This window comes from Streptomyces sp. P6-2-1 (genome assembly GCF_050613165.1).
GTDB lineage: Bacteria > Actinomycetota > Actinomycetes > Streptomycetales > Streptomycetaceae > Streptomyces.
Genome location: NZ_CP192513.1, coordinates 2,787,117 through 2,812,423, shown reverse-complemented (window position 1 = coordinate 2,812,423; position 25,307 = coordinate 2,787,117). Strand labels below are relative to the sequence as shown.

General features: G+C 72.8%; 20 protein-coding genes. 16 read left to right on the top strand and 4 right to left on the bottom strand.

Annotated elements, in window-relative coordinates; translation table 11 throughout:
- Positions 1-39: 39 nt before the first annotated feature.
- From ACQYWQ_RS12155 to ACQYWQ_RS12145, 3 genes are read left to right on the top strand one after another with little or no spacing between them, the layout of a single operon-like run.
- Positions 40-1,143, top strand: a complete 1,104-nt coding sequence (locus ACQYWQ_RS12155; RefSeq protein WP_431034429.1) for an ABC transporter ATP-binding protein — start codon at positions 40-42, stop codon at positions 1,141-1,143.
- Entirely contained in the window at positions 1,140-2,090 is a 951-nt protein-coding gene (locus ACQYWQ_RS12150) for an ABC transporter permease (RefSeq protein WP_431034427.1), read from the top strand. The genes ACQYWQ_RS12155 and ACQYWQ_RS12150 overlap by 4 nt, the downstream gene beginning before the upstream one ends.
- Positions 2,087-3,574: a DUF6895 family protein gene (locus ACQYWQ_RS12145; RefSeq protein WP_431034426.1), complete on the top strand. Its 1,488-nt coding sequence runs from the start codon at positions 2,087-2,089 to the stop codon at positions 3,572-3,574. Before ACQYWQ_RS12150 ends, ACQYWQ_RS12145 begins: the two co-directional genes overlap by 4 nt.
- A gap of 50 nt (positions 3,575-3,624) precedes the next feature.
- Here the strand turns inward: ACQYWQ_RS12145 and ACQYWQ_RS12140 are convergent, their stop codons facing one another.
- On the bottom strand, positions 3,625-5,379 hold the full coding sequence (locus ACQYWQ_RS12140) for a dolichyl-phosphate-mannose--protein mannosyltransferase (protein ID WP_431034424.1): 1,755 nt from the start codon (positions 5,377-5,379) through the stop codon (positions 3,625-3,627).
- A gap of 160 nt (positions 5,380-5,539) precedes the next feature.
- Between ACQYWQ_RS12140 and rsmI the strand changes: the two genes are divergently transcribed.
- The 9 genes from rsmI to ACQYWQ_RS12095 all read left to right on the top strand — a co-directional run bounded on the left by rsmI (position 5,540) and on the right by ACQYWQ_RS12095 (position 17,501).
- On the top strand, positions 5,540-6,502 hold the full coding sequence (gene rsmI, locus ACQYWQ_RS12135) for a 16S rRNA (cytidine(1402)-2'-O)-methyltransferase (RefSeq protein WP_431034422.1): 963 nt from the start codon (positions 5,540-5,542) through the stop codon (positions 6,500-6,502).
- A 361-nt stretch (positions 6,503-6,863) separates the two neighbouring features.
- Entirely contained in the window at positions 6,864-7,433 is a 570-nt protein-coding gene (locus ACQYWQ_RS12130) for a hypothetical protein (RefSeq protein ID WP_431034421.1), read from the top strand.
- 59 nt (positions 7,434-7,492) lie between these two features.
- Positions 7,493-8,389 (top strand): TatD family hydrolase, encoded by an 897-nt coding sequence (locus ACQYWQ_RS12125; protein ID WP_431034420.1) that lies wholly within the window; start codon positions 7,493-7,495, stop codon positions 8,387-8,389.
- Positions 8,390-9,199: 810 nt separating this feature from the next.
- A complete protein-coding gene (locus ACQYWQ_RS12120; RefSeq protein ID WP_431034418.1) occupies positions 9,200-9,637 on the top strand; it encodes a GNAT family N-acetyltransferase in 438 nt (145 codons plus the stop codon).
- 232 nt (positions 9,638-9,869) lie between these two features.
- Positions 9,870-10,757, top strand: a complete 888-nt coding sequence (rsmA, locus tag ACQYWQ_RS12115) for a 16S rRNA (adenine(1518)-N(6)/adenine(1519)-N(6))-dimethyltransferase RsmA (RefSeq protein WP_431034417.1) — start codon at positions 9,870-9,872, stop codon at positions 10,755-10,757.
- An 88-nt stretch (positions 10,758-10,845) separates the two neighbouring features.
- Positions 10,846-11,751: a 4-(cytidine 5'-diphospho)-2-C-methyl-D-erythritol kinase gene (locus tag ACQYWQ_RS12110; RefSeq protein ID WP_431034416.1), complete on the top strand. Its 906-nt coding sequence runs from the start codon at positions 10,846-10,848 to the stop codon at positions 11,749-11,751.
- Between the two features lie 597 nt (positions 11,752-12,348).
- Entirely contained in the window at positions 12,349-14,148 is a 1,800-nt protein-coding gene (locus tag ACQYWQ_RS12105; protein ID WP_431034414.1) for an ABC-F family ATP-binding cassette domain-containing protein, read from the top strand.
- Between the two features lie 264 nt (positions 14,149-14,412).
- Entirely contained in the window at positions 14,413-16,512 is a 2,100-nt protein-coding gene (locus ACQYWQ_RS12100) for a PQQ-binding-like beta-propeller repeat protein (RefSeq protein WP_431034413.1), read from the top strand.
- A 296-nt stretch (positions 16,513-16,808) separates the two neighbouring features.
- A complete protein-coding gene (locus tag ACQYWQ_RS12095) occupies positions 16,809-17,501 on the top strand; it encodes a LuxR C-terminal-related transcriptional regulator (RefSeq protein ID WP_431039156.1) in 693 nt (230 codons plus the stop codon).
- 176 nt (positions 17,502-17,677) lie between these two features.
- On the opposite strand, the gene ACQYWQ_RS12090 is transcribed toward ACQYWQ_RS12095, so the two are convergent.
- Positions 17,678-18,037 carry a hypothetical protein gene (locus ACQYWQ_RS12090; protein WP_431034411.1) on the bottom strand — a complete coding sequence of 120 codons (360 nt, stop codon included), beginning with the start codon at positions 18,035-18,037 and terminating at the stop codon, positions 17,678-17,680.
- Positions 18,038-18,084: 47 nt separating this feature from the next.
- Entirely contained in the window at positions 18,085-19,752 is a 1,668-nt protein-coding gene (locus ACQYWQ_RS12085) for a sodium:solute symporter family protein (protein ID WP_431034410.1), read from the bottom strand.
- 338 nt (positions 19,753-20,090) lie between these two features.
- Between ACQYWQ_RS12085 and galT the strand changes: the two genes are divergently transcribed.
- The 4 genes from galT to ACQYWQ_RS12065 all read left to right on the top strand — a co-directional run bounded on the left by galT (position 20,091) and on the right by ACQYWQ_RS12065 (position 24,472).
- On the top strand, positions 20,091-21,185 hold the full coding sequence (gene galT / locus ACQYWQ_RS12080) for a galactose-1-phosphate uridylyltransferase (protein ID WP_431034408.1): 1,095 nt from the start codon (positions 20,091-20,093) through the stop codon (positions 21,183-21,185).
- Positions 21,186-21,219: 34 nt separating this feature from the next.
- Positions 21,220-22,191 carry a UDP-glucose 4-epimerase GalE gene (galE, locus tag ACQYWQ_RS12075; protein WP_431034407.1) on the top strand — a complete coding sequence of 324 codons (972 nt, stop codon included), beginning with the start codon at positions 21,220-21,222 and terminating at the stop codon, positions 22,189-22,191.
- Positions 22,188-23,399, top strand: coding sequence for a galactokinase (galK, locus tag ACQYWQ_RS12070; RefSeq protein WP_431034406.1), 1,212 nt, complete (start codon positions 22,188-22,190; stop codon positions 23,397-23,399). The genes galE and galK overlap by 4 nt, the downstream gene beginning before the upstream one ends.
- 338 nt (positions 23,400-23,737) lie before the next feature.
- The gene (locus ACQYWQ_RS12065; protein ID WP_431034405.1) at positions 23,738-24,472 is read left to right on the top strand and encodes a LuxR C-terminal-related transcriptional regulator; all 735 of its coding nucleotides are present in this window, start codon (positions 23,738-23,740) and stop codon (positions 24,470-24,472) included.
- Positions 24,473-24,764: 292 nt separating this feature from the next.
- Here ACQYWQ_RS12065 and ACQYWQ_RS12060 read toward each other — a convergent pair whose 3' ends face one another.
- Complete coding sequence (locus ACQYWQ_RS12060; RefSeq protein ID WP_431034403.1) at positions 24,765-25,262, bottom strand: MarR family winged helix-turn-helix transcriptional regulator; 498 nt, start codon at positions 25,260-25,262, stop codon at positions 24,765-24,767.
- Positions 25,263-25,307: the final 45 nt, after the last annotated feature.

The following is a 25,307-nucleotide window of genomic DNA, read 5'->3' as shown; positions in this document are numbered from 1 at the left end:
AGCTCGCCCGTGGAGGGCCCGACCGTGAAAGGAACGCACGTGGCCACCGAAGCCGCCGCCTTCGAACTGACCGACCTCGTCGTGCGGTACGGGAGCGTGCCCGCCGTGGACGGAGTCTCCCTCAGCTCCCCGCCGGGCCGGGTCACCGCGCTGCTCGGCCCGAACGGAGCGGGCAAGTCGACGCTGCTCGGAGTGCTCTCGACGGTGGTGCGCCCTGACGCGGGCCGAGTCCGCGTCTTCGGGCACGACGTACGCCGGGCACCGATGGCGGCGCGGCGCAGGCTCGGCCTCGTCTTCCAGGAACGCACCCTCGACAAGGAACTGTCCGTCGAGCGCAACCTCTGGTTCCACGCCCGTCTGTTCGGGATGCGCCGGGCCGACGCCCGGGCCCGTATCACCCTCCTCCTTGGCCTCTTCGGGCTCGTGGAGCGGCGCGGGCAGCCCGTCGAACAGCTTTCCGGCGGGCTCGCGCGGCGCGTCGAGATGGCCCGTGCCCTCCTGCACCGCCCGGGACTCCTCATCCTCGACGAGCCGACCAACGGTCTCGACCCCGTGGTGCGCGCGAGCGTGTGGGCCGACCTCCTGCGCTTGCGCGACGAACTGGGGGTGACCGTCCTCTTCGCGACGCACTACATGGACGAGGCGGAGTTCGCGGACGAGATCGTCATCCTCCAGGAAGGCCGCATCGTCCAGCAGGGGAGTGTCGCCCGGCTCAAGAGCGGGCTCGAATCCTCGCGGCTCGTGGTGAGTTGCGGGGACGAGGAGGAGGCTGCCCGGCAGTTGCGTGCTGCCGGTTTGGCGCCCTTGCGCGAGCCGGGCGGACTCGCCGTGCACTGTGCGGAGCCGGAGGCGCGGATCGCGGAGGTGGTGCGTGCCTTGGACGTCCCCGGCCTCACGGTGACGGTCCGCCACCCGTCGATGAACGACGTCTACCTCGCGGCGGCGGGCCCCCGCGAGCGGCCCGCCGCGCAGGACGCGCCGAGCGAGCCACGCGCGCCGAGCAGCCCCAACGCGCCGAGCGGGCCGGGCGAGCCGGGCGAGCTGGGCGGGCCGAGCGCGTTGGCTTACGTGCGCCAGGCCCCGTACGAGGAACAGACCGCCCGCACGGACATGTGCACGCACGAGGAGGTGAACCCCCGATGACAACGACTCCGGGAAAGCCCGCCGCTCCCGCCCACGCCACGCCTCGCGGGGTTCTTGAGCCTCACGAATCTCGTGGAATCCACGACCCTCGTGAGCCCCGCGACTTCCCCAGCCCCCCCAAACCTCACGCCCCCCACGACCACCCCGACTCACACGATTCCCAGGACTCCCACGACTCCCAGGCACACGAGCACCCCTTCGCCGTCGCCCTCCGTGCCGTCGCCGTCATCGCGCACCGGGATCTGTTGCGGCTGGTCAAGAGGCCCGGGACGCTGGCGAGTCAGGCCGTGCAGATCGTGTTCTTCGTCCTCGTGTACGCGGTCGGTTTCGACGGGATGATCAGCTCGGTCGGATCGGTGCCGTTCAGCGCGTACGTATTTCCCGGGATCATCGCGATCCAGGTGGTGTCGATCGGGATCGCCTCGGGACAGACGTACGCCTGGGACCGGGAGTACGGGGTGCTGCGCGAGCTGCTTGTCGCGCCCGTGCCACGAATCTGCCTGCCGCTCGGCAAGGTTGCCGCCGGAGCGGGGACGGTGAGTGTGCAGAGCCTGGTGATGCTGGCCTTCTCGCCGCTGACGGGTGTGGAGCTGACTCCGGGCAGGTTCGCCGGAGCAGCGGGGAGCTACGTGCTCACCGCGGTCGTCTTCAGCGTCATCGGGCTCTTCCTCGCCACCGTGATCACACGGGTGCAGACCCTTCAGGCGACGGTTCAGCTCGCGATGTTCCCGATGTTGTTCCTTTCGGGCTCGGTCTTCAGCACGGCGGACGCACCCGCGTGGCTCAGCGCGCTCATGCACCTCAATCCCATGACCTACGCCGTCGACCTGAGTCGGCAGACGCTCCTGGGCGGGGGTGGCCTGCTGCCGTGGTGGGCCGATCTCGCGGTCCTGACCGGCCTGCTCGCCGCGCTCCTGGCGCTGCTCGGCCTGCGGAGCAAACGATGAACCCGCACCCCACGCCCGCCCACGCTCCGGCGAACACCCCGGCGCACACCATCCCCAGGGCGGCCGGGGACGCCGCCACCACCTCATCCACCGGCGCAATCCGCGTCGGCACGGCGTCCACCGACACGGTTGCCGCCCATGTCCTCGCCGGAGCCCTCCGCTGGATCGAGGCGTGTCTCGGCTGGTTCGCCCCCGCGCGGTGGGAGGAGTACCTGCCGGCCCGTCCCTTCCGCGCGGGCCCGCTGCTCGAACTCCTCGGGCTGCTGCGCGTACTGCGGCGCGCTGACCTCCTCCCCGCCGACGCCCCGCTCGCCACGGGCGCGCTCGATCTCGCCGAGGAGGTGGTGCACGGCGCGGACTTCGCGGGGGGCCTGCGGCGAGGCGACGCCTACTTCCCGTACCACCTCAACCTCATCGGACTGCTCGCCGCACACGGCCGTCCGCAGCCGGACCTGCATGCGTTCGGCACGGCGCTTCTCGCCGCCGACGCGGGCGGCCACGCCCAGCCCTGCGCACCCGCGTTGAACCGTTTGGAGTTGCGGTACTTCGCCGACCGGGGCGGCTTCGCGGCACCTCCCTACCTTCCCGGGCTCCGCGCGCTGCTCGCGCGGACGTGCGCCTGCCGCGCGCCGGACCCGCTGCACCTGGGCGAGAGCGAGACGTACGCGCTGACGCACGCCGTCTTCTACGGAACGGACTTCGGCGCCGAGCCCTTCCTCCCGGACTCCGGTCCCGAGCCTTTCGCTCCGGACGCCGGAGCCGCGTTCGACCTCCCGGACGGCGGGGCCGGTGCGCGTCTGCGGGAGACGATTCGGGTGCTGCTCGGTGTCCACCTGGCGCGCGGCAGTCTCGATCTCCTCGCCGAGCTGCTCCTGTGCGAGACGGTGCTCGGCGTGGCGCCCGGCCCGTACACGGCGGCTGCCTGGCAGGCGCTCGCGGGGGCCTTGCACGCGGACGGCGCGGTGCCGAGCCCCGTGCACCGCCCGGAGGTGCGCGCCCGGCTCAGCGGCACGAAGGCCACCGCGTACGACGTGGGCACGTGCTACCACACGACGACGGTCGCGGCCCTCGCGGCGGCGATCCACATCGAGAGGAACCGCGAGCGCGGCGATGACCCGGGGCAGGGCCCCCACCACTCCCGTACCGCGGACCCGCACGCGGCGGCCCCGCTCACCGCAGGCCCGCTCACCGCAGCTCCACGCACCGCGCTTCCCCGTGCCGCACCGGTGGCGGTACGGGAGTGGGCGGAAGCGACCGTCGAGGCGCTCTGCGCGAACCCGCCGCCGCCTGCCGGACTCCGGGCAGCCTGGGCCGACAACCTCGACCCGCTCCTCGTGATCGCCGTACGGGACAGGGACGAGGAGACCGTGTCCGCGCTCCTGCGTACGGCGGCCCGGCTCGGCGTCTCCGCTCGCCCCACGGCCCGCTCGGCTCGCGCACTCCTCGGCGCCTGGACCTCGTGCCCGCCGGGGGAGCCACCGTGAGCGTCACTCGCGTGCGCCCCGCGCTCGCCGCCGCGAGCCTCCGGGGGTCCTCAGATCCAGGAGTTGAGCCACATCCGGTCGTGCCAGGACCCGTACGGGATCGCTGTGCCCGTATAGATCGGCCAGAAGTACACGAAGTTCCACGCGATGAGGAGGAAGAGCACCCCAGCCGCTGTCGCCCCGATCGTCCTGCGGCGCTCCGAAGCACCGGCCGGGCCGAGGAGGGCGCCGACCAGCATGGTCAGCGCGAGGCACAGGAAGGGCACGAAGACGACCGCGTAGAAGTAGAAGATCGTGCGCTCCTGGTAGTGGAGCCACGGCAGCCAGCCGATGGCGACCGCGCCGAGGATCGCGCCCGCGCGCCAGTCGCGGCGGAAGACCCAGCGCCACAGCACGTAGACGAGCGCGGCGCACGCCGCCCACCACAGTGCGGGGGTACCGAGCGCGAGGACCTCGCGCGCGCAGTCGCCCGTGGTGCCGCTCGGGCAGCCGTCGCTGCCCGGGGGCGGGGACTCGTAGAAGTACGAGACGGGGCGGCCGTCGACCATCCAGCTCCACGCGTTGGACTGGTAGCGGTGGCCGTCGGTCAGGCCGACGTGAAAGCGGTAGACCTCGTGCTCGTAGTGCCACAGGCTCCGCAGCCAGTCGGGCAGCCACGTGAAGTGCCCGCCCTGCCCTGCCGTCTTCGCCCAGTCGCGCAGGTAGCCGCCCTTGCCGTTGTCGGGCGAGACGATCCAGGCGGTCCACGAGGCGAGGTAGACGGCGATGGCGACCGGGACGATCGCGAGGAAGGCGACGGGCGAGTCGCGGCGCAGCATGCCGGTCCAGGCGCGACCGGACCGCGCGCCGGCGGTCTTGCGCGCGCCGACGTCCCACAGGACTGTCATGACGCCGAACGCGGCGAGCACGAAGAGGCCGTTCCACTTCGTGCCGAAGGCGAGGCCGAGGCAGATCCCCGCGGCCCAGCGCCAGGGCCGCCAGCCGAGGAAAGCGGTCTCGGCGACCGTCGCGTCCGCCCGTACCACCCCGTCCGCGTCGACGGGGAGCTTCGCGAGGAGCCGGGCGCGGGCACGGTCGCGGTCCAGGAGCAGGCAGCCGAAGGCGGCGAGCACGAAGAACATCAGGACGAGATCGAGGAGCGCGGTGCGGCTCATCACGAGGTGCAGGCCGTCGATGGTGAGCAGCGCGCCCGCGAGGCAGCCGAGGAACGTCGAGCGGAACATGCGCCGCCCGATCCGGCACAGCATCCACACGGAGGCCGTGCCGAGCACGGCCGTCATGAAACGCCAGCCGAACGGCGTGAGGCCGAAGAGCCACTCGCCGATCCCGATGACGTACTTGCCGACGGGCGGGTGCACGACGTACGCGGCCTGCGTCGGGATGTCGACCGAGGAGGGGTCGGCGAGGATCTGTTTGTTGGCCTCGTCGCCCCAGCTCACCTCGTAGCCGCGGTGGATGAGCGCCCAGGCGTCCTTCGCGTAGTACGTCTCGTCGAATATCACCGCCTTGGGCGAGCCGAGGTGCCAGAAGCGGGTGATCCCGGCGACGAGGGTGATGAGCAGCGGCCCGAGCCAGCTCGCCGAGCGGACGAGGAAGGCGGAGAGGCGGAACGGGAGACCGACCGCTGTCCACAGCCCGGGGTCGGCGGGCCCGGCCCACGGCGGAGCGAGGCGTTCGGCGACGCTCGCCTCACGGCGCCGGGGGACATAGCCGAAGCGGCGCAGGCGCCGCTGCCAGGGAGGCGGGGCCTGGGGATCGGCGGCCTGCCCCTGGCGGGCCTCGGTCGAGGACGCGGTACTGGTCACCGGGTCATCGTAGGGAACGAGCCTGGGGGAGTCCCGGAGACGCCCGGGGTGGAGGTGGGGCGGGGGTGTGCGGGGGCGGGGGAGCCGTGGTGCGCGGCGGTGGGGGAGCCGTGGTGTGCGGCGGGTCGGGCGGGTGCGGGCGGGGCGTCATCATGGAGGGGTGACTTCCGAGACCTCCCCCGCCCCGTCCGATGCCCCTGCCGATGTCCCCGCCGGCGCGCCGTCCGACGCCTCCGCCGGGCTGCTCGTCCTGGCCGGCACCCCCATCGGGGACGTGGCCGACGCGCCGCCCCGGCTCGCGCGCGAGCTGGAGACGGCCGACATCGTGGCGGCCGAGGACACGCGGCGGCTGCGGCGGCTCACGCAGGCGCTCGGCGTGCAGGTGGGGGGCCGCGTCGTCTCGTACTTCGAGGGGAACGAGTCGGCCCGTACGCCCGAACTCGCCGAGGCGCTCGCGGGCGGTGCGCGCGTGCTGCTCGTGACGGACGCCGGGATGCCCTCGGTCTCCGACCCGGGCTACCGGCTCGTCGCCGCGGCGGTGGAGCGCGACGTACGTGTCACCGCCGTGCCGGGTCCCTCGGCCGTGCTCACCGCGCTCGCGGTCTCGGGGCTCCCGGTCGACCGCTTCTGCTTCGAGGGCTTCCTGCCGCGCAAGGCGGGCGAGCGCCGCGCGCGCCTCGCCGATGTCGCCGCCGAGCGCCGCACACTCGTCTACTTCGAGGCCCCGCACCGTATCGACGACACGCTCGCCGCGATGGCGGAGGTCTTCGGACCCGAGCGCCGCGCTGCCGTGTGCCGCGAACTGACGAAAACGTACGAGGAGGTCAGGCGCGGGCCGCTCGCGGAGCTGGCCGCGTGGGCGGCGGAGGGGGTACGGGGCGAGATCACGGTCGTCGTCGAAGGCGCCCCTGAGCCGGGCCCGGCCGACCTCGACGCGGGCGAGCTGGTGCGCAGGGTGCGGGTGCGGGAGGAAGCGGGGGAGCGGCGCAAGGAGGCCATCGCGGCGGTGGCGGCGGAGGCGGGGGTGCCGAAGCGGGAGGTGTTCGACGCGGTGGTGGCGGCGAAGAACGCGGAGAAGAAGGACGCGGAGAAGAAGGACGCAGGCCGGAACGCGGCTCGGTAACGCGGCTCGGTAACGCGGCTCGGTAACGCGGGCGGAAACGAGGAGGAGGCTGCGGCCGGGGGGCGAGGCGGGCCCGGGGCGGATCGGGGCGAGCCCGGGGCGGTGGCGGGCGGGGCCCTGGAATCGTGGCTGGGCGCGTAATCGTTTCCCCGCGCCAAACATGGGCAAAGCGTCCCGGGCTTTCGGCAAAGTCCGGGTCGCGGCGAAGGGCCCGAAGTGCACGGGTTCGCCAAATCCGATCCAACGTTCGGCAGGTCCCCTGGTGCGGGTCTGCGGGCGGGAGTGCACTGGTCGTGCGGGGCGGTGCGCCGCTCCGGGGCCGGCGGTTCGCAGTCGGCCGGGCACGACATGAGGAGCTGGCATGAGCGACTTCGCAGGCCGCATCCACCCCGCCACAGCGAGCGGCCCCACCGCGATCGCGGGGACGCCCGAGACGACCGGGGCGACCGTCGGGACGACCGGAACGACCGTCGGGACAACCGGGCTCTCCGGAGGCACCGGGCCCGCCAGGAGTGCGGGGCCCGCCGGGACCGTCCAGGAGTCCTACTCCTTCGCCTGCATGCGCTGCGGGCACGGCTGGGAGCAGGCCTACGAGATAGAACGGCACGCCGACCAGGACGGCCACCCCTACGTGGTCTACCTGGCGGCGGGCGAGCGCGTCCCGTCCCCGCTCAGCAGCCCGGCCTGCCTCAATTGCGGCGGCAACGTCGTGCGGATCATGCGTGCGGGCCGCGTGACGTCGGCGGCCTCGCAGGCGCACACGTACGGGCAGGGCGCGGCCCCCGCGAAGCCGGCGCGGCCCCGTACCCGTACCGCCGATACCGGTGCGGAGGCGGCGGAGCCTGCCCCCGGGGCCGCCGCCCCGCACCACTGGCACGTACTCGCCGACCTCCTGCACGTCTTCCACCGCCGGCCTCCGCAGGACCGCTAGCCGGCCCGGGGCCGCCCGCCCTGCCGCCTCGTCCGCCGGTCCTTCGTAGGATCGTTCCCATGAAGGCCAAGGACGACAAGACCGCGCCGCCACCGCTGCCCGAGCCCCTGCGGGTCGCGGTGGCGGACGCGCACACCCACCTCGACATGCAGGCGGGCACCGTCGACGAGGCGTTGGCCAAGGCCGCTTCGGTCGGGGTGACGCGGCTCGTCCAGGTCGGCTGCGACGTGGCGGGTTCGCGCTGGGCCGCGGAGACGGCGGGCGCGTACGAGCACATCCTGGCGACCGTGGCGCTGCACCCGAACGAGGCGCCGCGCATCGTGCACGGTGATCCTGATGGCTGGTCGCGGCAGGGCGAGCGGGCCGGGGGCGGCGAGGCGGCGCTCGACGAGGCGCTCGCCGAGATCGAGCGGCTCGCGGCGCTCCCGCAGGTGGTCGGGGTCGGCGAGACGGGCCTGGACTATCTTCGTACGGGCCCGGAGGGCAAGGACGCTCAGGAACGTTCGTTCCGCGCGCACATCGAGATCGCCAAGCGCCATGACCGGACGCTCGTGATCCACGACCGCGAGGCGCACGCCGATGTGCTGCGCGTCCTGAAGGAGGAGGGCGCGCCCGAGCGGACCGTTTTCCACTGCTACTCCGGCGACGCGGAGATGGCGGAGATCTGCGCGCGCGAGGGCTACTACCTGTCCTTCGCGGGCAACATGACCTTCAAGAACGCCCAGAACCTCCGCGACGCCCTCGCCGTCGCGCCGCTCGACCTCGTACTCGTCGAGACGGACGCTCCCTTCCTCACCCCGGCGCCGTACCGCGGACGCCCCAACGCCCCGTACCTGATCCCGGTCACGCTGCGTGCGATGGCGCGGGTCAGGGGCCTCGCGGAGGAGGAGATGGCGGAGGCCGTGGCGCGGAACACGGAGCGGGCGTTCGGCGTGCGGGGGCTGTTCGAGGGGTGAGGGGAGGACCGGGGCCGTGGGCGGTGCTCGACGCGGGCGGCGTCGTGGCCCTGCCCGAGGGGAGCGACTGGGACTGGGAGGTCGTGCGCTGGACACCGGCGGAGCTGCGGCTGCGCGCCGGGGTACGGCCTGACGTACCACCACGAGCTGGAGCTGATCCTCGCGCCGGGCCGACGCTCGTTCGCCGACCCGACATGTTCCACGATCCGGTCTTCTTCCGTGCCCACCCCGGCCGAACGGGCGGACGTGGTGCGGTGGCTGGGCGGCGTGCCGCCGGTGCTCCTCGCGTTCGACGCGGACGCGGGCGGCGCGGAGCCGATGCCGTGCCTCGTGGCGGCGGAGGGGTGCGGGGGCTCCTCGTCGGAAGTGGGTGAATGCTCAGTCATCCGCAGAGCTTCACGCACAATTACTCACTCTTTGGGGTGAGAGGTGTGGGGAGTTTCACGGAGTTATCCACAGATTGGTCGTTCTGGGGTGGGGGGATGGTGCGGGGGCGGAAGAATTGATGGCAGCGGGTGGCCCACCTCCCCTTTGGGAGGGTGGGGTCTGGGCTGGGGCAGGCGACGGCTTCGAGTTGGGACGGGACGGGGCGGGCTGCGGGGTGCGGGAGGCGACGGCTCCGGGGCTGGACGACGTGACAGCTCCGGGGCTGGGCTGGGCGACGCGACAGCTTCGAGATTCCAGCGCCCCACGCCCCCTCACGCAGCACTCCCCACCTACCCCCCACCTCCCCTTCCCCCGCACCACCCCACCCCCACCCCGCCAAAAACCCCCTGGCCCCCCACCCTCCCCGCACCACACTGCTCTCCTGTGACCTCCCACCCCAGCGCTCCCGCCCCGGACGACGCCCGCGCACCGCTGTGGCGCACCCCCGTCGAGGATGACGAACTGCGGGCGCTGCTCGCCGAGGCGTTCGGCGGCGCCCCCGCCGCCGGACTCGTCGCACGACTCGCGCGGCACAGCCTCGGCTGGGCCGGTGCGCGGGACGTGACGGGCCGGCTCGTGGGCTTCGTCAACGTCGCCTGGGACGGCGGAGCGCACGCCTTCCTCCTCGACACGGCGGTCGCGAGGAGTCACCGGCGCCGTGGTCTCGGCAGCGCACTGGTCGCCACGGCGGTCGCGGGCGCACGCGCTGCGGGCTGCGACTGGCTCCACGTGGACTACGAGCAGCGCCTGCGGAGCTTCTACGAGAACGCCTGCGGCTTCCGCCCCACGGCAGCGGGCCTGCTCCGCCTGCGGGAGCACTGAAACGGAAGGTACGGGCCAGAGGCACCGCCCCCCATGCCGAGGACCGGCCCCCGCCCGCACCACCCCCCCGTCACCACGGCCCCCCGCCCGCTCCACCGCCGAGCCCCCGACCCCATCCACCGCACCGCCGACCGCCCCACCGCCGACCGCCCCACCCCCGACCACTCACCGCCGAGCCCCCACCCCCACCACCGCACCCTCCCTCCCCACCCCCACCCCGTACCCTTGCCGAGTGACTCGCACCGACCCCCTGCTCGGCCCGGCCGACATCCGTGAGCTGGCCGCCGCGCTCGACGTACGTCCCACCAAGCAGCGGGGGCAGAACTTCGTCATCGACGCCAACACCGTGCGCCGCATCGTCCGCACCGCCGAGGTGCGCGAGACGGACACCGTCGTCGAGGTCGGGCCCGGGCTCGGTTCGCTCACGCTCGCCCTGCTCGAAGTCGCCGCCGACGTCACCGCCGTCGAGATCGACGACACCCTCGCCGCAGCGCTCCCCGCGACCGTCGCCGCCCGGCTGCCCGAGAAGGCCGCGCACTTCCGGCTCGTGCACTCCGACGCGCTGCGCGTACGCGAGCTGCCCGGCCCCGCGCCCACGGCGCTCGTCGCGAACCTCCCGTACAACGTGGCGGTCCCCGTCCTCCTCCACATGCTGGAGCACTTCCCGAGCGTCGAGCGGACCCTCGTGATGGTGCAGGCCGAGGTCGCCGACCGGCTCGCGGCCCCGCCCGGCTCGCGCGTGTACGGGGTGCCCTCGGTCAAGGCGGCCTGGTACGCGCACGTCAAGCGGGCCGGGTCGATCGGGCGCAACGTCTTCTGGCCGGCGCCGAACGTCGACTCCGGGCTCGTTTCGCTCGTACGGCGCGAGGAGCCGCTGACCACGAGCGCGAGCCGCCGCGAGGTCTTCGCCGTCGTCGACGCGGCCTTCGCGCAGCGCCGCAAGGGGCTGCGGGCCGCGCTCGCGGGCTGGGCGGGTTCGGCGGCGGCGGCCGAGGAGGCCCTGCGCGCGGCCGGGGTGTCCCCGCAGGCACGCGGCGAGTCGCTCACGGTCGAGGAATTCGCCCGTATCGCCGAGAACAAGCCGCAGCCCGAGCAGCCCGAGCGGCCCGAGAAGTCGTAGCGGACCGAGCGGCCCGAGAAGTCCGAGCGGGCCGGACAGCCTGCGCAGTCCGAGCGGCCCGAGCACTGATCCAGAAGGAGCCCCCCGCGTGAGTGCGAGCCCCGTCACCGTCCGCGTTCCCGCCAAGGTCAACGTGCAGCTCGCGGTCGGCCCCGCCCGCCCCGACGGCTTCCACGACCTGGCGAACATCTTCCTCGCCGTCGGCCTGTACGACGAGGTGACCGCGACCCCCGCCGAGAGCCTGCGCCTCACCTGCGAGGGCCCCGGCGCGGAGGAGGTACCCCTGGACGCGAGCAACCTCGCCGCGCGCGCCGCGCTCGCCCTCGCCGCGCGCGCGGGCCGCGCCGCCGACGTCCACCTCCACATCGCCAAGGACATCCCCGTCGCCGGCGGCATGGCGGGCGGCAGCGCCGACGCGGCGGGCGCGCTGCTCGCCTGCGAGACGCTGTGGCGCACGGGCGCGAGCCGGGACGAACTCCTCGCGATCTGCGCTGAGCTGGGCAGCGATGTGCCGTTCAGTTACGTGGGCGGCGCGGCGCTCGGCACCGGGCGCGGCGAGCGGCTGACCCCGCTCGCTGTCGGCGGCACGTTCCACTGGGTCTTCGCGCAGGCGGACGGGGGCCTTTCGACCCCGGCCGTCTACCGCGCGTACGACCGCCTCGCGGAGGCGGAGGGACGTACGGTCCCGGAGCCCGAGGCCGACCCGGCGGTGATCGACGCGCTCGCGACCGGCGACGCGAAGGCTCTCGCGGACGCTCTCCACAACGACCTCCAGGCGGCCGCGCTCGACCTCTTCCCCGCGCTGCGCCGCACGCTGGACGCGGGTACGGAGGCGGGCGCCCTCGCCGCCCTCGTCTCGGGATCGGGCCCGACGACGGCCTTCCTCGCGGCGGACGCGGACAGCGCCCGCGCGATCGCCCGGGCCCTCAGGCCGCACTGCCGCACGGCCCGCACCACGACGGCCCCGGCACAGGGCGCGACAGTCATCGGCTGATCAGGGGGTCGCCGGGGGCCGGGGCTTCTGGGACCCGGGGCGCAGGGGCGGGGGCGTGAGCCAGGAGGCACGGCAAAAGCCACGGGCCAGGGGCCACGGGCCGTGGCGGGGCAAGCGCGCGGTCTCAAGAAATGGGCACGAGGTCTCAAAAACCGAACGAGACCCTTAGGGGTTGCTCGAACGGATCACCTAAGGGTCCGATGGGCCCCCTGTAGTGGGCCATGACGACCGGCGCCCCGCCCAAAGTTCCCACCTTCGCCCTCATCACCCCAAAGAGCCAAACCCAGCGGTCCCAGCGGTCCCAGCGGTCCCGGCAGTCCGCGCCCATGCCCCCCGACAGTCCTCACCCCCACGCCCGCCCCCTCACCGCCGCGAGCCCCCCCCCGCACCCCCCCACACCCCGCACCCCGCACCCCCCCACACCCCGCACCGCCTCCCCCAACCCTCACCCCGCCCCTCCCCTCCCCTCACCCCTCATCCCTCCCCCTCCCCCCAACCCCCGCCCCACCGTCCCCCTCCCCCCGGGCGACTACCCTGGAACACCTGTCCCCGTGGCCCGTGCCGAGGTGTGGGGAGCGCGCGCGAGGTGGAGTGTGGATGGCGGTCAATCTGGTCAACGTCGAGGCGGTCAGCAAGGTCTACGGGACCAGGGCGCTGCTCGACGGGGTCTCTCTCGGGGTCAATGAGGGGGACCGTATCGGCGTCGTGGGGCGCAACGGGGACGGCAAGACCACTCTCATCCGGATGCTCGCCAAGCTGGAGGAGGCCGATACGGGGCGTGTCACGCACAGTGGCGGGCTGCGGCTCGGCGTCCTCACGCAGCACGACTCGCTCGATCCCGCGGCGACTGTGCGGCACGAGGTGATCGGGGATCTCGCCGATCACGAGTGGGCGGGGAACGCGAAGATCCGCGATGTCCTGACGGGTCTCTTCGGCGGTCTCGACCTGCCCGGTTTCGCCGAGGGGCTCGACACCGTGATCGGGCCGCTCTCCGGTGGAGAGCGGCGCAGGATCGCGCTCGCCAAGCTCCTCATCGATGAGCAGGACCTCCTCGTGCTCGACGAGCCCACCAACCACCTCGACGTCGAGGGCATCGCCTGGCTCGCCGCGCACCTCGCGGGCCGCCGCTCCGCGCTCGTCTGCGTGACGCACGACCGCTGGTTCCTCGACCAGGTCTGCACCCGTATGTGGGACGTGCAGCGCGGCGACGTCTACGAGTACGAGGGCGGCTACAGCGACTACGTCTTCGCGCGCGCCGAGCGCGAGCGCAGGGCGGCGACCGAGGAGACGAAGCGGCAGAACCTCGTCCGCAAGGAGCTGGCCTGGCTGCGGCGCGGCGCCCCGGCCCGTACGAGCAAGCCCCGCTTCCGTATCGAGGCCGCCAACGAGCTGATCGCCGACGTCCCGCCGCCCCGCGACAACTCCGAGCTGATGCGCTTCGCGTCGGCGCGGCTCGGCAAGACCGTCTTCGACCTGGAGGACGTGACCGTCTCCGCCGGGCCCAAGACGCTCATCGAGCACCTCACCTGGCAGCTGGGCCCCGGCGACCGGGTCGGTCTCGTCGGTGTCAACGGCGCAGGCAAGACGACCCTCCTGCGGGCGATGGCCGCCGCCTCGCGCGGCGACGGCGAGGAGCAGCCCGAGAAGGGCCGTATCAAGGTCGGCAAGACCGTCAAGCTCGCCTACCTCTCCCAGGAGGTCGCCGAACTCGACCCGGATCTGCGCGTGTTGGAGGCGGTGCAGCAGGTCAGGGAGCGTGTCGACCTCGGCAAGGGGCGCGAGCTGACCGCGGGGCAGCTCTGCGAGACCTTCGGTTTCGGCAAGGAGAAGCAGTGGACGCCCGTCGGCGACCTCTCCGGCGGTGAGCGCCGCCGTCTCCAGATCCTGCGCCTGCTCATGGACGAGCCCAACGTCCTCTTCCTCGACGAGCCGACCAACGACCTCGACATCGAGACCCTCACCCAGCTCGAAGACCTCCTCGACGGCTGGCCGGGATCGATGGTCGTCATCAGCCACGACCGCTTCTTCGTCGAGCGGACCACCGACCGTGTCTTCGCGCTCCTCGGAGACCGTGCGCTGCGCATGCTGCCGCGCGGTATCGACGAGTACGTGGAACGCCGCCGCGCCCGCGAGCAGCAGCAGGCCCAGGCGGCTCCCGCGAGCGCCGCCGCCAAACCGGCCGCCACCTCGGCGAAGGAGGACCGCGAGCGGCAGAAGGAACTCCAGCGCATCGAACGGCGCCTCGACCGCATCGCGACCGAGGAGGCGAAGCTCCACGAGCAGATCGCCACGCACGCCACGGACTTCGAGAAGGTCGCCGGTCTCGATGCCGAACTCCGCGCCCTCGTGGGCGAGAAGGACGAGCTGGAGCTGCGCTGGCTCGAACTGGCCGAGTAGGAGTTGCGCTGGCTCGAACTGGCCGAGTAGGAGTGTCGCCGGTGCGTGACGGTCACGGGAGCATCACGCGCCGGTTCTTCCTTGGGCACGGGAAAGCGGGCGCCGCGTGCGCGGCGCGCGGTCGATGGTAGAAAGAGTTCCCCGCCCGACCGACCAAGGACCGCGGGGGAGCGCGTCCCGATCCGCTCCGTTCCGCGGGGTGATCACTCACGGAACGGCGGGGGAGCCGGACGGGGGGCGCGAGCCCGCCACGAGGTAGCGCTGATGACTCAGCCGCCCCAGCCACCGCCCCGGCCCCCGCACGAGCCGCCCGGCGGCGAGCCCCCGCGCGACACCCCGCCCGGTTTCGGCCCGCCCGAGGCGAGCGAAGGCTTCGGCCCGCCCCCGTCCCCTGCGGACCCGGACCCCGGCACCCCTGCCGACCCCGGCACCCCGGCGGCCCCCGGCACCCCGGCAGGCCCGAAGCCCCCGGCGCCCCCGGCGGGCCCCGGCACACCCCCGCCCGCGCCGTCCCCGGACGCCGCCGCGGACACGGGCCCGGGTACCAGCACGCCGCCCCCGGACGCCGCCGCGCCGCCCGCGGGCTTCGGCGCCCCGCCCGCCACACCCCCCGGCGGCTACGGCACCCCGCCGCCCCCGCCCCCGTCCACGCCCTCCGCCGGCTTCGGCCCGCCCGCCACGCCCCCCGCACCCGCGTACGGGACCCCGCAGCCGCCCCCCGCACCCGCGTACGGCGCTCCGCAGCCGGGCCCCGCTCCCGCCTACGGGACGCCGCAGCCGGGGCCCGTGCAGGGGGGCCAGGCCGCGTACGGCTACCCGCACCCCGCGCCGCCGTACGCCACCGCCCCGTACACCCAGCAGGGCTTCGGCGCGGGGCAGCCGCCCGCGGCGCCCGCGAGCCGCCGTCCCGGGCCGGTGTTCTGGATCATCGGGGCGACCGTCCTCGTCATCGCGCTCATCGTCGGCGGCGGCGTCTGGTACGCGAACTCCGGTCAGGACGAGACGCCCGTCGCGAAGGACAAGGACGACAAGAAGGACAAGGACGGGAAGGACGGCGCCACCGGCGAGGACCCCGCCGCGGGCCCCGCGAAGGAGAAGGCACCCGCCAACCCCGCGGCCACGCAGCTCTTCACGGTGCCGATGGTCTACGCGGGCGAGGACGAGCACATCTACGACCTGCCCGGGGCGTGGCTCACCGACAAGGTGTTCGCGAAGACAGGGAAGTCCGAGATCAACGGGTACGACGCCGTCGCGGGCGACCGCGTGTGGAACCTGAAGCTGCCCGGCCCCGTGTGCTCGGCGAGCGAGTTCCAGAGCGAGGACGATCTCACCGCCGTCCTGCACAAGAGCGTGCGGCCCACCAAGGACGAGCTGGGCCAGTGCGACAAGATCACCGTGTTCGACCTGAACACGGGCAAGGCCCTGTGGACGAAGGGCGTCGGCACGGGCGAGGGCGCGGCGTACTTCGAGGAGGTGACCGTCGGCGGCGGCACCGTCGCGGCGGGCGGCACCCGCGGCGGCTACGGCTGGGACCTGAAGTCGGGCGACCAGGTGTGGTCCCCGAAGCCCGGCGACGAGTGCTTCGACATGGGCTACCAGGGCGGCAGCGGTGGACTCGCCGTGGTCCGCAAGTGCACGATCAACACCGACCAGGACCAGATCTACGTGCAGAAGCTGGACCCCAAGGACGGTTCGGTCAGCTCCGAGTACAAGATGCCGGCCGGCATCGACTTCGCGCACATCCTCTCGGTCAGCCCGCTCCTCGTCGGCGCCGACGTCAATGACGCGGCCGAGGACGGCTCCGCCCTCTCGGACTTCTTCTCGATCGACGGGAACACGGGCAAGCTCCGCGCGCGGTGGGCGGCCGACGCGCGGACCTACGGCGCCTCCTGCGAGGCGACGGACGTCTCGGGGTGCAGGGACTTCGCCGTCGGCGGCGACAAGGTCTACCTGCCGACCGAGGAGCACCAGGGCACGAAGGACACGTACGCCCAGACCAACGAGATCGTGGCCTTCGACCTCGCCACGGGCAAGCTGACCGGGCAGCGCGTCGACGCGGGGGACAACGCGGAGCTGCGGGTGCTGCGCATGGACGGCCCCCGGCTGCTCGCCCACCGCTCGGGTTCGGGGAACGAGATCCTCTCGATCGACACGAAGACGATGAAGACCGAGACGCTCCTGAAGACCCCGTCCGACGAGAAGACGGACAACAGCATCAGCCGCTTCAGCGGCGACTACTCCGACACCCTCTTCGGGAACGGCCGCCTGTACTTCGGACAGGACATGCCCAGGGAGAAGAAGGAATCGATCGCTCCGGCCGACGGCATCCCCTACCTGGCGATGGGCTTCGGCGGCACGCACTGAGAACACCGGTACGGGACGGTACGGACGGTACGGGCCGGGCTGGGCGGGGACGGGGGCGCGCGAAAGGGCGCCCCCGTCCCCGCCCGCGCTCCTCCTCCGCGCCCGCACAACATTCCCGTGCGCACGCAACACCCCCGAAAAGCGGGGGATTTCAGCATTACGGGGCACTTCTTCACGGGAGGGGGCGCGCGACGTCGAACATCCGTGTAGCTTCCGGTGCACGACGGCCCGGCCGGGGGACAGTCCCGGCGGGGCGGGGTGGGTCGCGGGGACACGGGGGGACGCGGGGGATGCCGATGGGAGTCCGGCTCATGGTGGTCGACGACCACCGCTTGCTCGCGGAGGCGCTCGCCTCCGCGCTGAAACTGCGCGGGCACCGCGTGCTCGCCGCCGCGGCCCCCGCGGCGGGCGCGGCCGACCTCGTGGTGAGCAGGGCGCCCGAGGTGTGCCTGCTCGGCACGGCGGCCCCTGCCGAACCGGGTGCCTTCGACCCGGTCGTGAAGATCCGCAGGGAGCGCCCGCAGACGGCGGTGCTCGTCCTCGGCCCGGTCCCGAGCCCGCGCGGCATCGCGGCGGCCTTCGCCGCGGGGGCCTGCGGCTACGTACGGCACGACGAGCGCATCGAGGGCGTCGAGCGCGCCATCATGAAGGCCCGCGCGGGCGAGGCGGCGGTGGCCCCCGGGCTGCTCCAGGGCGCTTTCGACGCCCTGCTCCACCCCGAGGCCGAGCCCGACGACGAGGGCAGACGCCTCCTGCACCTTCTGACCCGCCGGGAGGTCGAGGTCCTCGCCCGTGTCGCGGAGGGCGAGGACACGCGCCTCATCGCGGCCGGCATGAACATCGCCCCTTCCACGGCCCGTACGCACGTCCAGCGCGTCCTGATGAAACTCGGCGTCGGCTCCCGCCTCGAAGCCGCAGCGCTCGCCGCCCGCACCGGCCTCCTCGACCACGCCCTGCCCCTCCTCGGCCGCCCCCAGGACACCCCTTAGCGGCACGGTCACGGGCACGGGCACGGGCACGGGCACGGTACGGGTACGGGTACGGGTACGGGGCCAGGGCCGGGGTGCACGCGAAAGGGGGCCGCCCCGCCGGGTGGGCACCCGGCCGGGACGGCCCCCGGGTCCGTACGGCCCCTGCCGCTCGGTCCGTACGGCCTCGCTCCTCGTTACTCGTTGCGGTGGAGGTCCTCGACGATGTCCTCGACCGGTGGTGGGGTCTGCGGGCGCCAGAGCATCCAGGCCAGGAACAGCAGGCCAAGGACGAGCATGCCGAGGCCCGTCCACAGGTTGATGTTGATGTTCTGGGCCTTGTCGATGTCGGCGTCCGAGGCGGTGATGCCGCTGATCGTGACGATGATGCCGTAGACCGTGAAGAGGCCGCCGATGATGAGCCGCACGTCGAAGAGGCGGCTCGCCGTGGCGGATTCGCGTTCCAGCCGCTCGACGGCCTTGATGTCTTCGAGGTTCGCCGGCTGCGCGGTCCCGTCCGGGTCGTTGTGGTCTCTGGGGTTGCTGTGATCGCTCATGGTCGTGTCGTCCTTGGCGGGTCAGGCGGAGGGTGGCTCGGCGGGGCTCACAGGGAGAACGGGATGTAGCACAGGGCCGCGAGGATCAGCGCGCCCCAGCCCAGCAGCGCCGGCTTGCGGTACCAGGCGTCGTCGCCCTCGGCGGGCGGCTCCTGGACTCCGGGCGACTTCGTCCCGTACACGAGCCCTTGCAGCTCCACGGCGGGCTTCGGCCGCGTCACCATCGTCACGACGACCATGACGACCGCGCCGACGACGAAGGCGACGATGGAGGAGACGAAGTTGGCGCCCTGATCGGTCGGGATGCCGATGACGTCCTGCTTGTAGAGCCAGAAGTAGTTGACCATCGCGGCGACGGTGCCCGAGAGCAGCCCCCAGAACCCGGCGGCGCCGGTCGTCCGCTTCCAGAACATCCCGATGATGAAGACGACGAACAGCGGGACGTTGAAGAAGGAGAAGAGCGTCTGGAGGTAGTTCATGATGTTGCTGAAGCTGGACGCGATGAACGCCGTCCCGATGCCGATCACGACCCCGACGGCAGTGATGACCCTGCCGACCTTCAGGTAGTGCGTGTCCGGCATGTTCGGCTTGATGTACGGCTGCCAGATGTCCGTCGTGAACACCGTGTTGAACGAGGAGATGTTGGCGGCCATACCGGCCATGAACGCGGCGAGCAGCCCGGTCACCGCGACGCCGAGCACCCCGTTGGGCAGCAGGTCGCGCATGAGCAGCGGGATCGCGTCGTTGAACTGGAAGTCGCCGCCCTCCTTGCCGATGGACGGCTCCAGGATGAGCGCGATGAGGCCAGGGATGACGACGATCGCGGGGATGAAGATCTTCGGGAAGGCCGCGATCAGCGGGGTGCGCTTGGCGGCGGAGAGGTTCTTCGCGGAGAGCGCGCGCTGCACCTCGGCGAAGTTCGTCGTCCAGTAGCCGAAGCTCATCACGAAGCCGAGACCGAGCACGATCGTCAGCCAGTTGGCACCGAGCGGGTTGTCCGACCCGATCCCGGTGCCTTGCCAGGCCGTGAGGAAACTGTCCCCCTTCGACGCGCTCAGCGAGTCCGAGATGCCGTCCCAGCCGCCGACCCGCTTGAGGCCCACGATCGTGAGCGGGATGAGCGCGGCGAGGATCACGAAGAACTGGAGCACCTCGTTGTAGATCGCCGAGGAGAGCCCGCCGACCGTGATGTAGATGAGCACGAACGCGGCGGCGACGACGATCGCCACCCACTTCGGCCAGCCGAGGAGCGCTTCGAGCACGATCGCCATCGCGTACAGGTTGACGCCCGCGATGAGCACCGAGGACACGGCGAAGATGATCGAGGACAGCAGGTGCGAGGACTTGCCGTAGCGGTGCAGCAGGAACTCGGGGACCGAGCGGACCTTCGAGTTGTAGTAGAAGGGCATCATCACGAGGCCCAGGAAGACCATCGCGGGAATGGCCCCGATCCAGTACCAGTGCACGGTGTAGACGCCGTACTGCGCGCCGTTGGCCGCCATGCCGAGGATCTCCGTGGCGCCGAGGTTCGCGGCGACGAAGGCGAGACCGGTCACCCACGCGGGCAGTGAGCGGCCGGAGAGGAAGAAGTCGAGGCTCGTCTTGACGCTGCGCCGCGCGGCGAAACCGATGCCGAGGACCACGACGAAGTACAGCCCGAGGATCGTGTAGTCCAGCCAGTTGGTCGGGAGTCTGAGCCCGTCCGCAAGGTACATGGGGGGAACTCGCTTCGTGCGTTGGGGGGATGAGGGGGGAGGGAGGGACGAGGGGGATGGGGGGTCGGGAAGTCGTGAGTGGTGGTGCTTCGTGCGGGGGTCCGCGTGCCCGCGCTCGCGCGCGGCGAACTCCTCCTGTGGTGTTCTTTGTTCGATCGTGATGTTCTCTTGGCGACGGTTGACCCCTGTATGGCGCAGGTGAGGTCGTCCGTGGCGTCGTGCCTCCCCGTAGACGTGGTTTGTTATGTTGAATTATGTTCGTTACGAGGTGACGGTGCGACGGACGACGCGGCGGCGCCCCACCCGCGTGCGGCGATTCGCCAGAAAGAACGGTTGCCTTGAAGAAGACCCCGACCCGGCTCGCCGACGGCCGCGAGCTGATCTACTACGACCTCGACTCGACCGACGCCGTCCGCGACGCCGTCGACAAGCGCCCGCTCGACCCGATCAGCACCGCGTCCGAGGTACGCCGCGACCCGCTGCTCGGCGACGCCGTCGCGATCGCCTCGCACCGCCAGGGCCGTACGTACCATCCCCCGGCGGAGCTGTGCCCGCTCGATCCGACGCGCGGTGGCGACCACCTCACCGAGATCCCCGCGGCCGACTACGACGTCGTCGTCTTCGAGAACCGCTTCCCCTCGCTCTCCGGACCCACCGGGCGCTGCGAGGTCGTGTGCTTCACCTCCGACCACCACGCCTCCTTCGCCGACCTCGACGAGGAACGGGCCCGCCTCGTGCTCGACGTGTGGGCCGACCGCACCGCCGAGCTGTCCCGCCACCCGGCCGTGCGGCAGGTCTTCCCCTTCGAGAACAGGGGCGAGGAGATCGGCGTGACGCTCGCCCACCCGCACGGGCAGATCTACGGGTACCCCTTCGCCACCCCCCGTACCGCCCTGATGCTCCGTTCGGCGGCCGCGCACAAGGCCGCCACCGGCGGCGGGAACCTCTTCGACCACGTACTCGCCGAGGAACGCGCCGCCACCGAGCGGGTCGTGATCGAGGGCGCGCACTGGACCGCCTTCGTCCCGTACGCCGCGCACTGGCCGTACGAGGTGCACCTCTACCCGCACCGCCGCGTCGCCGACCTCACCGAACTCGACGAGGCGCAGCGCGCCGAATGGCCCGTCATCTACCTGGACCTGCTGCGCCGCTTCGACCACCTCTTCGGGCCCGACGCCGGGCGCACCCCGTATATTTCCGGTTGGCATCAGGCCCCGTTCCTCACTCCCGAGGAGTACGCGGCCTACAGCACGGGCGCGGGCGACCCTCTTGAGCGGGCGGACTTCGGGCTGCACCTGGAGCTGTTCACGATCCGCAGGACCGTGGACAAGCTGAAGTACCTCGCCGGTTCCGAGTCCGGCATGAGTGTCTTCATCAACGACGTGCCGCCGGAGAAGGCGGCCGAGCGACTGCGAGAGGCGGCGCGCGCGTGAGCGCCGCCCACGGACTGCGGAAGGACGGGCGCGCATGAGCGGCCACTACCTCGTCACGGGCGGGGCCGGCTACGTCGGCAGTGTCGTCACGGCGCACCTGCTGGGCGCGGGGCACCGGGTCACGGTGCTCGACGACCTGTCGACGGGCTTCCGCGCCGCGGTCCCCGAGGGCGCCGCTTTCATCGAGGGCCGCATCCAGGACGCGGCCTCGCTCCTGCCGGACGGCATCGACGGCGTCCTGCACTTCGCGGCCTCCTCGCAGGTCGGCGAGAGCGTCGAGAAGCCCGGCACGTACTGGGGCAACAACGTCGGCGGCACCCGCGCGCTCCTCGACGCGATGCGCGAGAAGGGCATCGGCCGCCTCGTCTTCTCCTCGACGGCGGCGACGTACGGCGAACCCGTCAGCACCCCGATCGTCGAGACCGACCCGACGATCCCCACGAGCCCCTACGGCAACACGAAGCTCGCCGTCGACCACATGATCGCCGACGAGTGCCGCGCCCACGGCCTCGCTGCCGTCTCGCTGCGCTACTTCAACGTCGCGGGCGCGTACGGCGACTTCGGCGAGCGCCACGACCCGGAGTCGCACCTCATCCCGATCGTCCTCCAGGTCGCGCAGGGCCGCCGCGCCGCGGTCTCCGTCTTCGGCGAGGACTACCCGACGCCGGACGGCACGTGCGTACGCGACTACATCCACGTCGCCGACCTCGCCGAGGCGCACCTCCTCGCCCTCCAGGCGGCCGCCGGGGGCACGCACCTCGTCTGCAACCTCGGCAACGGCACCGGCTTCTCGGTACGGGAGGTCATCGAGGCGGCCCGCAAGGTCACCGGGCACGCGATCCCCGCCGAGACCGCGCCGCGCCGCGCGGGCGACCCCGCCGTCCTCGTCGCCTCGGCGGAACGGGCCAGGCAGGAACTCGGCTGGCAGCCGTCCCGTACCGACCTGACCGGCATCGTCGCCGACGCCTGGGCCTTCGCGCGGCGCCTCGCGGAGGAGAGCCGATGAGCGACCTCATCCCCGGTCAGGGCAACGGGCCCACGAGCCCGCAGGACACCGCCCTCGCGCACGCCGACGAGGTCGCGGCGGGCTTCCGCGAGCTGTACGGGACGGACCCCGAGGGCGTCTGGGCGGCCCCGGGCCGCGTCAACCTCATCGGCGAGTACACCGACTTCAACGGCGGCTTCGTCATGCCGCTCGCGCTCCCGCACACGGCGGTCGCCGCGGTCGCCGCCCGTACGGACGGGGTGCTGCGGGTCCACTCGGCCGACGTCGAAGGGCCCGCGCTCCGCCTCGACCTCGCGACGCTCGCGCCCGGCGCCGACACCGGCTGGGCGGGTTACCTGACCGGTGTCGTCTGGGTCCTGCGCAACTCCGGGTACGACGTCGGGGGCGCCGACATCCACCTCGCGTCGACCGTGCCCACGGGCGCCGGGCTCTCCTCCTCGGCGGCCCTCGAAGTCGTCACGGCGCTCGCGCTCGACGACCTGTTCTCCTTCGGCATCGACCGGGCCGAACTCGCCAGGATCGGGCAGCGCGCGGAGAACGACTTCGTCGGCGTGCCGACCGGGATCATGGACCAGACGGCCTCGGCGCGCTGCGAGGCCGGGCACGTACTCCACCTCGACACGCGCGACCTGAGCGCCCGGCAGGTCCCCTTCGACCTGCCCGCGCACGGCCTGGACCTGCTCGTCTTCGACACCCGGGTCAAGCACGCGCTCGGCGACGGCGCCTACGCGGAGCGCCGCGCGGGCTGCGAGGAGGGGGCGCGGCTGCTCGGTGTGGAGGAGCTGCGGGACGTGCCCTTCGCGAGCCTGCCGCAGGCGCTGGAGAAGATCGACGACGAGTGCGTGCGCCGGTACGTGCGGCACGTCGTGACGGAGGACGAGCGCGTCGAGACGGTCGCGCGGCTCCTGGACGCGGGCGAGATCCGCGCGGTGGGCCAGGTCCTGACGGAGGGGCACCGCTCGCTCCGCGACGACCTGCGCGTCTCGGCCGCGGAGCTGGACCTGGTCGTGGAGACGGCGGTACGGGCCGGGGCGCTCGGCGCCCGCATGACGGGCGGCGGTTTCGGCGGCTCGGCGATCGTCCTGGTCGACGCGGGTCTCGCCGGTCCGGTGAAGGCGGAGGTCCTGCGGGCCTTCGCCGAGGCCGGCCACCGGGAGCCGAGGGTGTTCTCGGCGGTACCGAGCGAGGGGGCCCGCCGGGTGCGGTGAGCCGCGGGGGCGGGGGGCGGGGGGCGGGGGTTTCGGGGCTCTCGCCCCCTCGGGGGCCCGGGGTTCCCACTCCCCCCAGCCCGGGGCCCGGGGGTTCTTCCCCCGAGTGGGGCCCAGGGGCACCGCCCCGGACTCCGTACTCCTCGGATGCCCCGGCCTTCGGCCGGGAAGTGCCTTCGGACGTGCTGTGTTCCGGTCGCGAGGGCGGGGCCCGCCCCACCCCCCTGCTGGGATGGGTGTTTCGGGCGGGAATCGGGGAAATCCTCTCCTGGGAAGAGCCCACGTCCGTACTCTGAGGCGGGGTCACCTCCGTCAAGGGACGGAGGGAGGGGGAGGCCGTGATGCGTACGAGGGTGCTGGTCGTCGACGACCACCGGATCTTCGCGGAGTCGCTCGCCGCCGCGCTGGCGGCCGAGCCGGACGTCGACGTGGGCGCGGCGGGCAGCGGCCCGGCGGCGCTGCGCAGCCTGGAACGCGCCGCGACCGAGAAACGCCCCTTCGACGTCGTCCTCGTCGACGCGGACCTCGGCGTCGGCGCCGTCCCCCGTCAGCCCCGTCCCGGGGTCCCCGCCGCCGAGGAACCGCTGGACGGGATCTCCCTGGTGGGGGGCCTGCGCGCGACGCAGCCCGGCGTGCGCACGGTGGTACTCGCCGAGCGCGACGACCCGCGCCGCGCGGCCCTGGCTCTCCAGGCGGGCGCGAGCGGCTGGGTCGCGAAGGACTGCTCGCTCTCGCGGCTGCTCACGGTCGTACGGGGCGTACTGCGCGACGAGACGCACCTTCCGCCCGCCCTGCTCACCGGCGTCCTGCGCGAACTGACGGCCGCTCGCCGCCACCGCACCGAGTCGGAGCGCCTCGTCGAGTCCCTGACCCCACGCGAACGCGAGGTCCTGCGCTGCATGGTCGCCGGCCTGGGCCGCAAAGCGGTCGCCGACCGCCTCTACCTCTCCCCCCACACGGTCCGCACCCACATGCAGAACGTCCTCGGAAAGCTGGGCGTCCACTCGACTCTGGCGGCGGTGGCACTGGCCCGGAGAGCGGGAGTGGGGCCGGTGGACCAGCGGGCGGGGTGAGGGGGGAGGGGCGGGGGATCAGCGGATGGGGTGAGGCGGGGGCGGCGGATCAGGGGCGTGAGGGGGGAAGGGGGGAAGGGGGAGGGGGGATTCCTGGTGGCTTCTCGGTATGCCCGCACAGCAGACCGTCGGACAGCCCCCTCCCGCCCGGGGGGCGACCCCAACACCAGTATTTCGCGTCCGCAAGCCACATCCCGCCCCCTCCGCCACATCTGTGGATAACTTCGGGGAACCCGGCAAACCTCTCACGCTTTCGAGTGAGGGCCGTTCCCTGAGCCGTGGCCAGAGGTTGTCAGTTCGGGGTGTTGTCGAACGGGGCCGTGAGCTGGCGGAGGAGGTCGGCGAGGTCCCGGCGCTGGGTGGTGGTGAGTTCGGAGAGGAGGGCGCGTTCCTGGGTCAGGAGGCCGGCCAGGGCGGCATCGGCGCGTTCGCGGCCCGCGGGGGTGAGTCGGACCAGGACGCCGCGGCGGTCGTTCGGGTCCGGGAGGCGTTCGACGAGGTTCTTCTTCGTGAGCCGGTCGATGCGGTTCGTCATCGTGCCCGAGGTCACGAGTGTCTGCGTGAGCAGCTGTCCCGGCGAGAGCTGGTACGGCTGCCCGGCCCGCCGCAGCGCGGTGAGCACGTCGAACTCCCACGTCTCCAGGTGCAGCTCCGCGAAGACCAGCCTGCGGGCGCGGTCCAGATGACGCGCCAGCCTGCTGACGCGGCTGAGCACCTCCAGCGGCTCCACGTCGAGGTCCGGGCGCTCCCGGCGCCAGGCCGCGACCAGCCGGTCGACCTCGTCCTCCATGCCCCCAGTGTAGTGGGTCGCTCGACGTGAAGTCTCTTGACGTCG

What these genes read in the sequence shown, in the direction of transcription:
- ACQYWQ_RS12130 (WP_431034421.1), top strand. Translation starts at nt 6,864, where the DNA reads ATGAGCGACTTCGCAGGCCGCATCCACCCCGCCACAGCGAGCGGCCCC.
- galK (WP_431034406.1), top strand. Translation starts at nt 22,188, where the DNA reads ATGAGCGACCTCATCCCCGGTCAGGGCAACGGGCCCACGAGCCCGCAG.
- ACQYWQ_RS12085 (WP_431034410.1), bottom strand. Translation starts at nt 19,752, where the DNA reads ATGTACCTTGCGGACGGGCTCAGACTCCCGACCAACTGGCTGGACTAC.
- galE (WP_431034407.1), top strand. Translation starts at nt 21,220, where the DNA reads ATGAGCGGCCACTACCTCGTCACGGGCGGGGCCGGCTACGTCGGCAGT.
- ACQYWQ_RS12105 (WP_431034414.1), top strand. Translation starts at nt 12,349, where the DNA reads ATGGCGGTCAATCTGGTCAACGTCGAGGCGGTCAGCAAGGTCTACGGG.
- ACQYWQ_RS12150 (WP_431034427.1), top strand. Translation starts at nt 1,140, where the DNA reads ATGACAACGACTCCGGGAAAGCCCGCCGCTCCCGCCCACGCCACGCCT.
- ACQYWQ_RS12125 (WP_431034420.1), top strand. Translation starts at nt 7,493, where the DNA reads ATGAAGGCCAAGGACGACAAGACCGCGCCGCCACCGCTGCCCGAGCCC.
- ACQYWQ_RS12145 (WP_431034426.1), top strand. Translation starts at nt 2,087, where the DNA reads ATGAACCCGCACCCCACGCCCGCCCACGCTCCGGCGAACACCCCGGCG.
- ACQYWQ_RS12095 (WP_431039156.1), top strand. Translation starts at nt 16,809, where the DNA reads ATGGGAGTCCGGCTCATGGTGGTCGACGACCACCGCTTGCTCGCGGAG.
- ACQYWQ_RS12060 (WP_431034403.1), bottom strand. Translation starts at nt 25,262, where the DNA reads ATGGAGGACGAGGTCGACCGGCTGGTCGCGGCCTGGCGCCGGGAGCGC.
- ACQYWQ_RS12100 (WP_431034413.1), top strand. Translation starts at nt 14,413, where the DNA reads ATGACTCAGCCGCCCCAGCCACCGCCCCGGCCCCCGCACGAGCCGCCC.
- ACQYWQ_RS12090 (WP_431034411.1), bottom strand. Translation starts at nt 18,037, where the DNA reads ATGAGCGATCACAGCAACCCCAGAGACCACAACGACCCGGACGGGACC.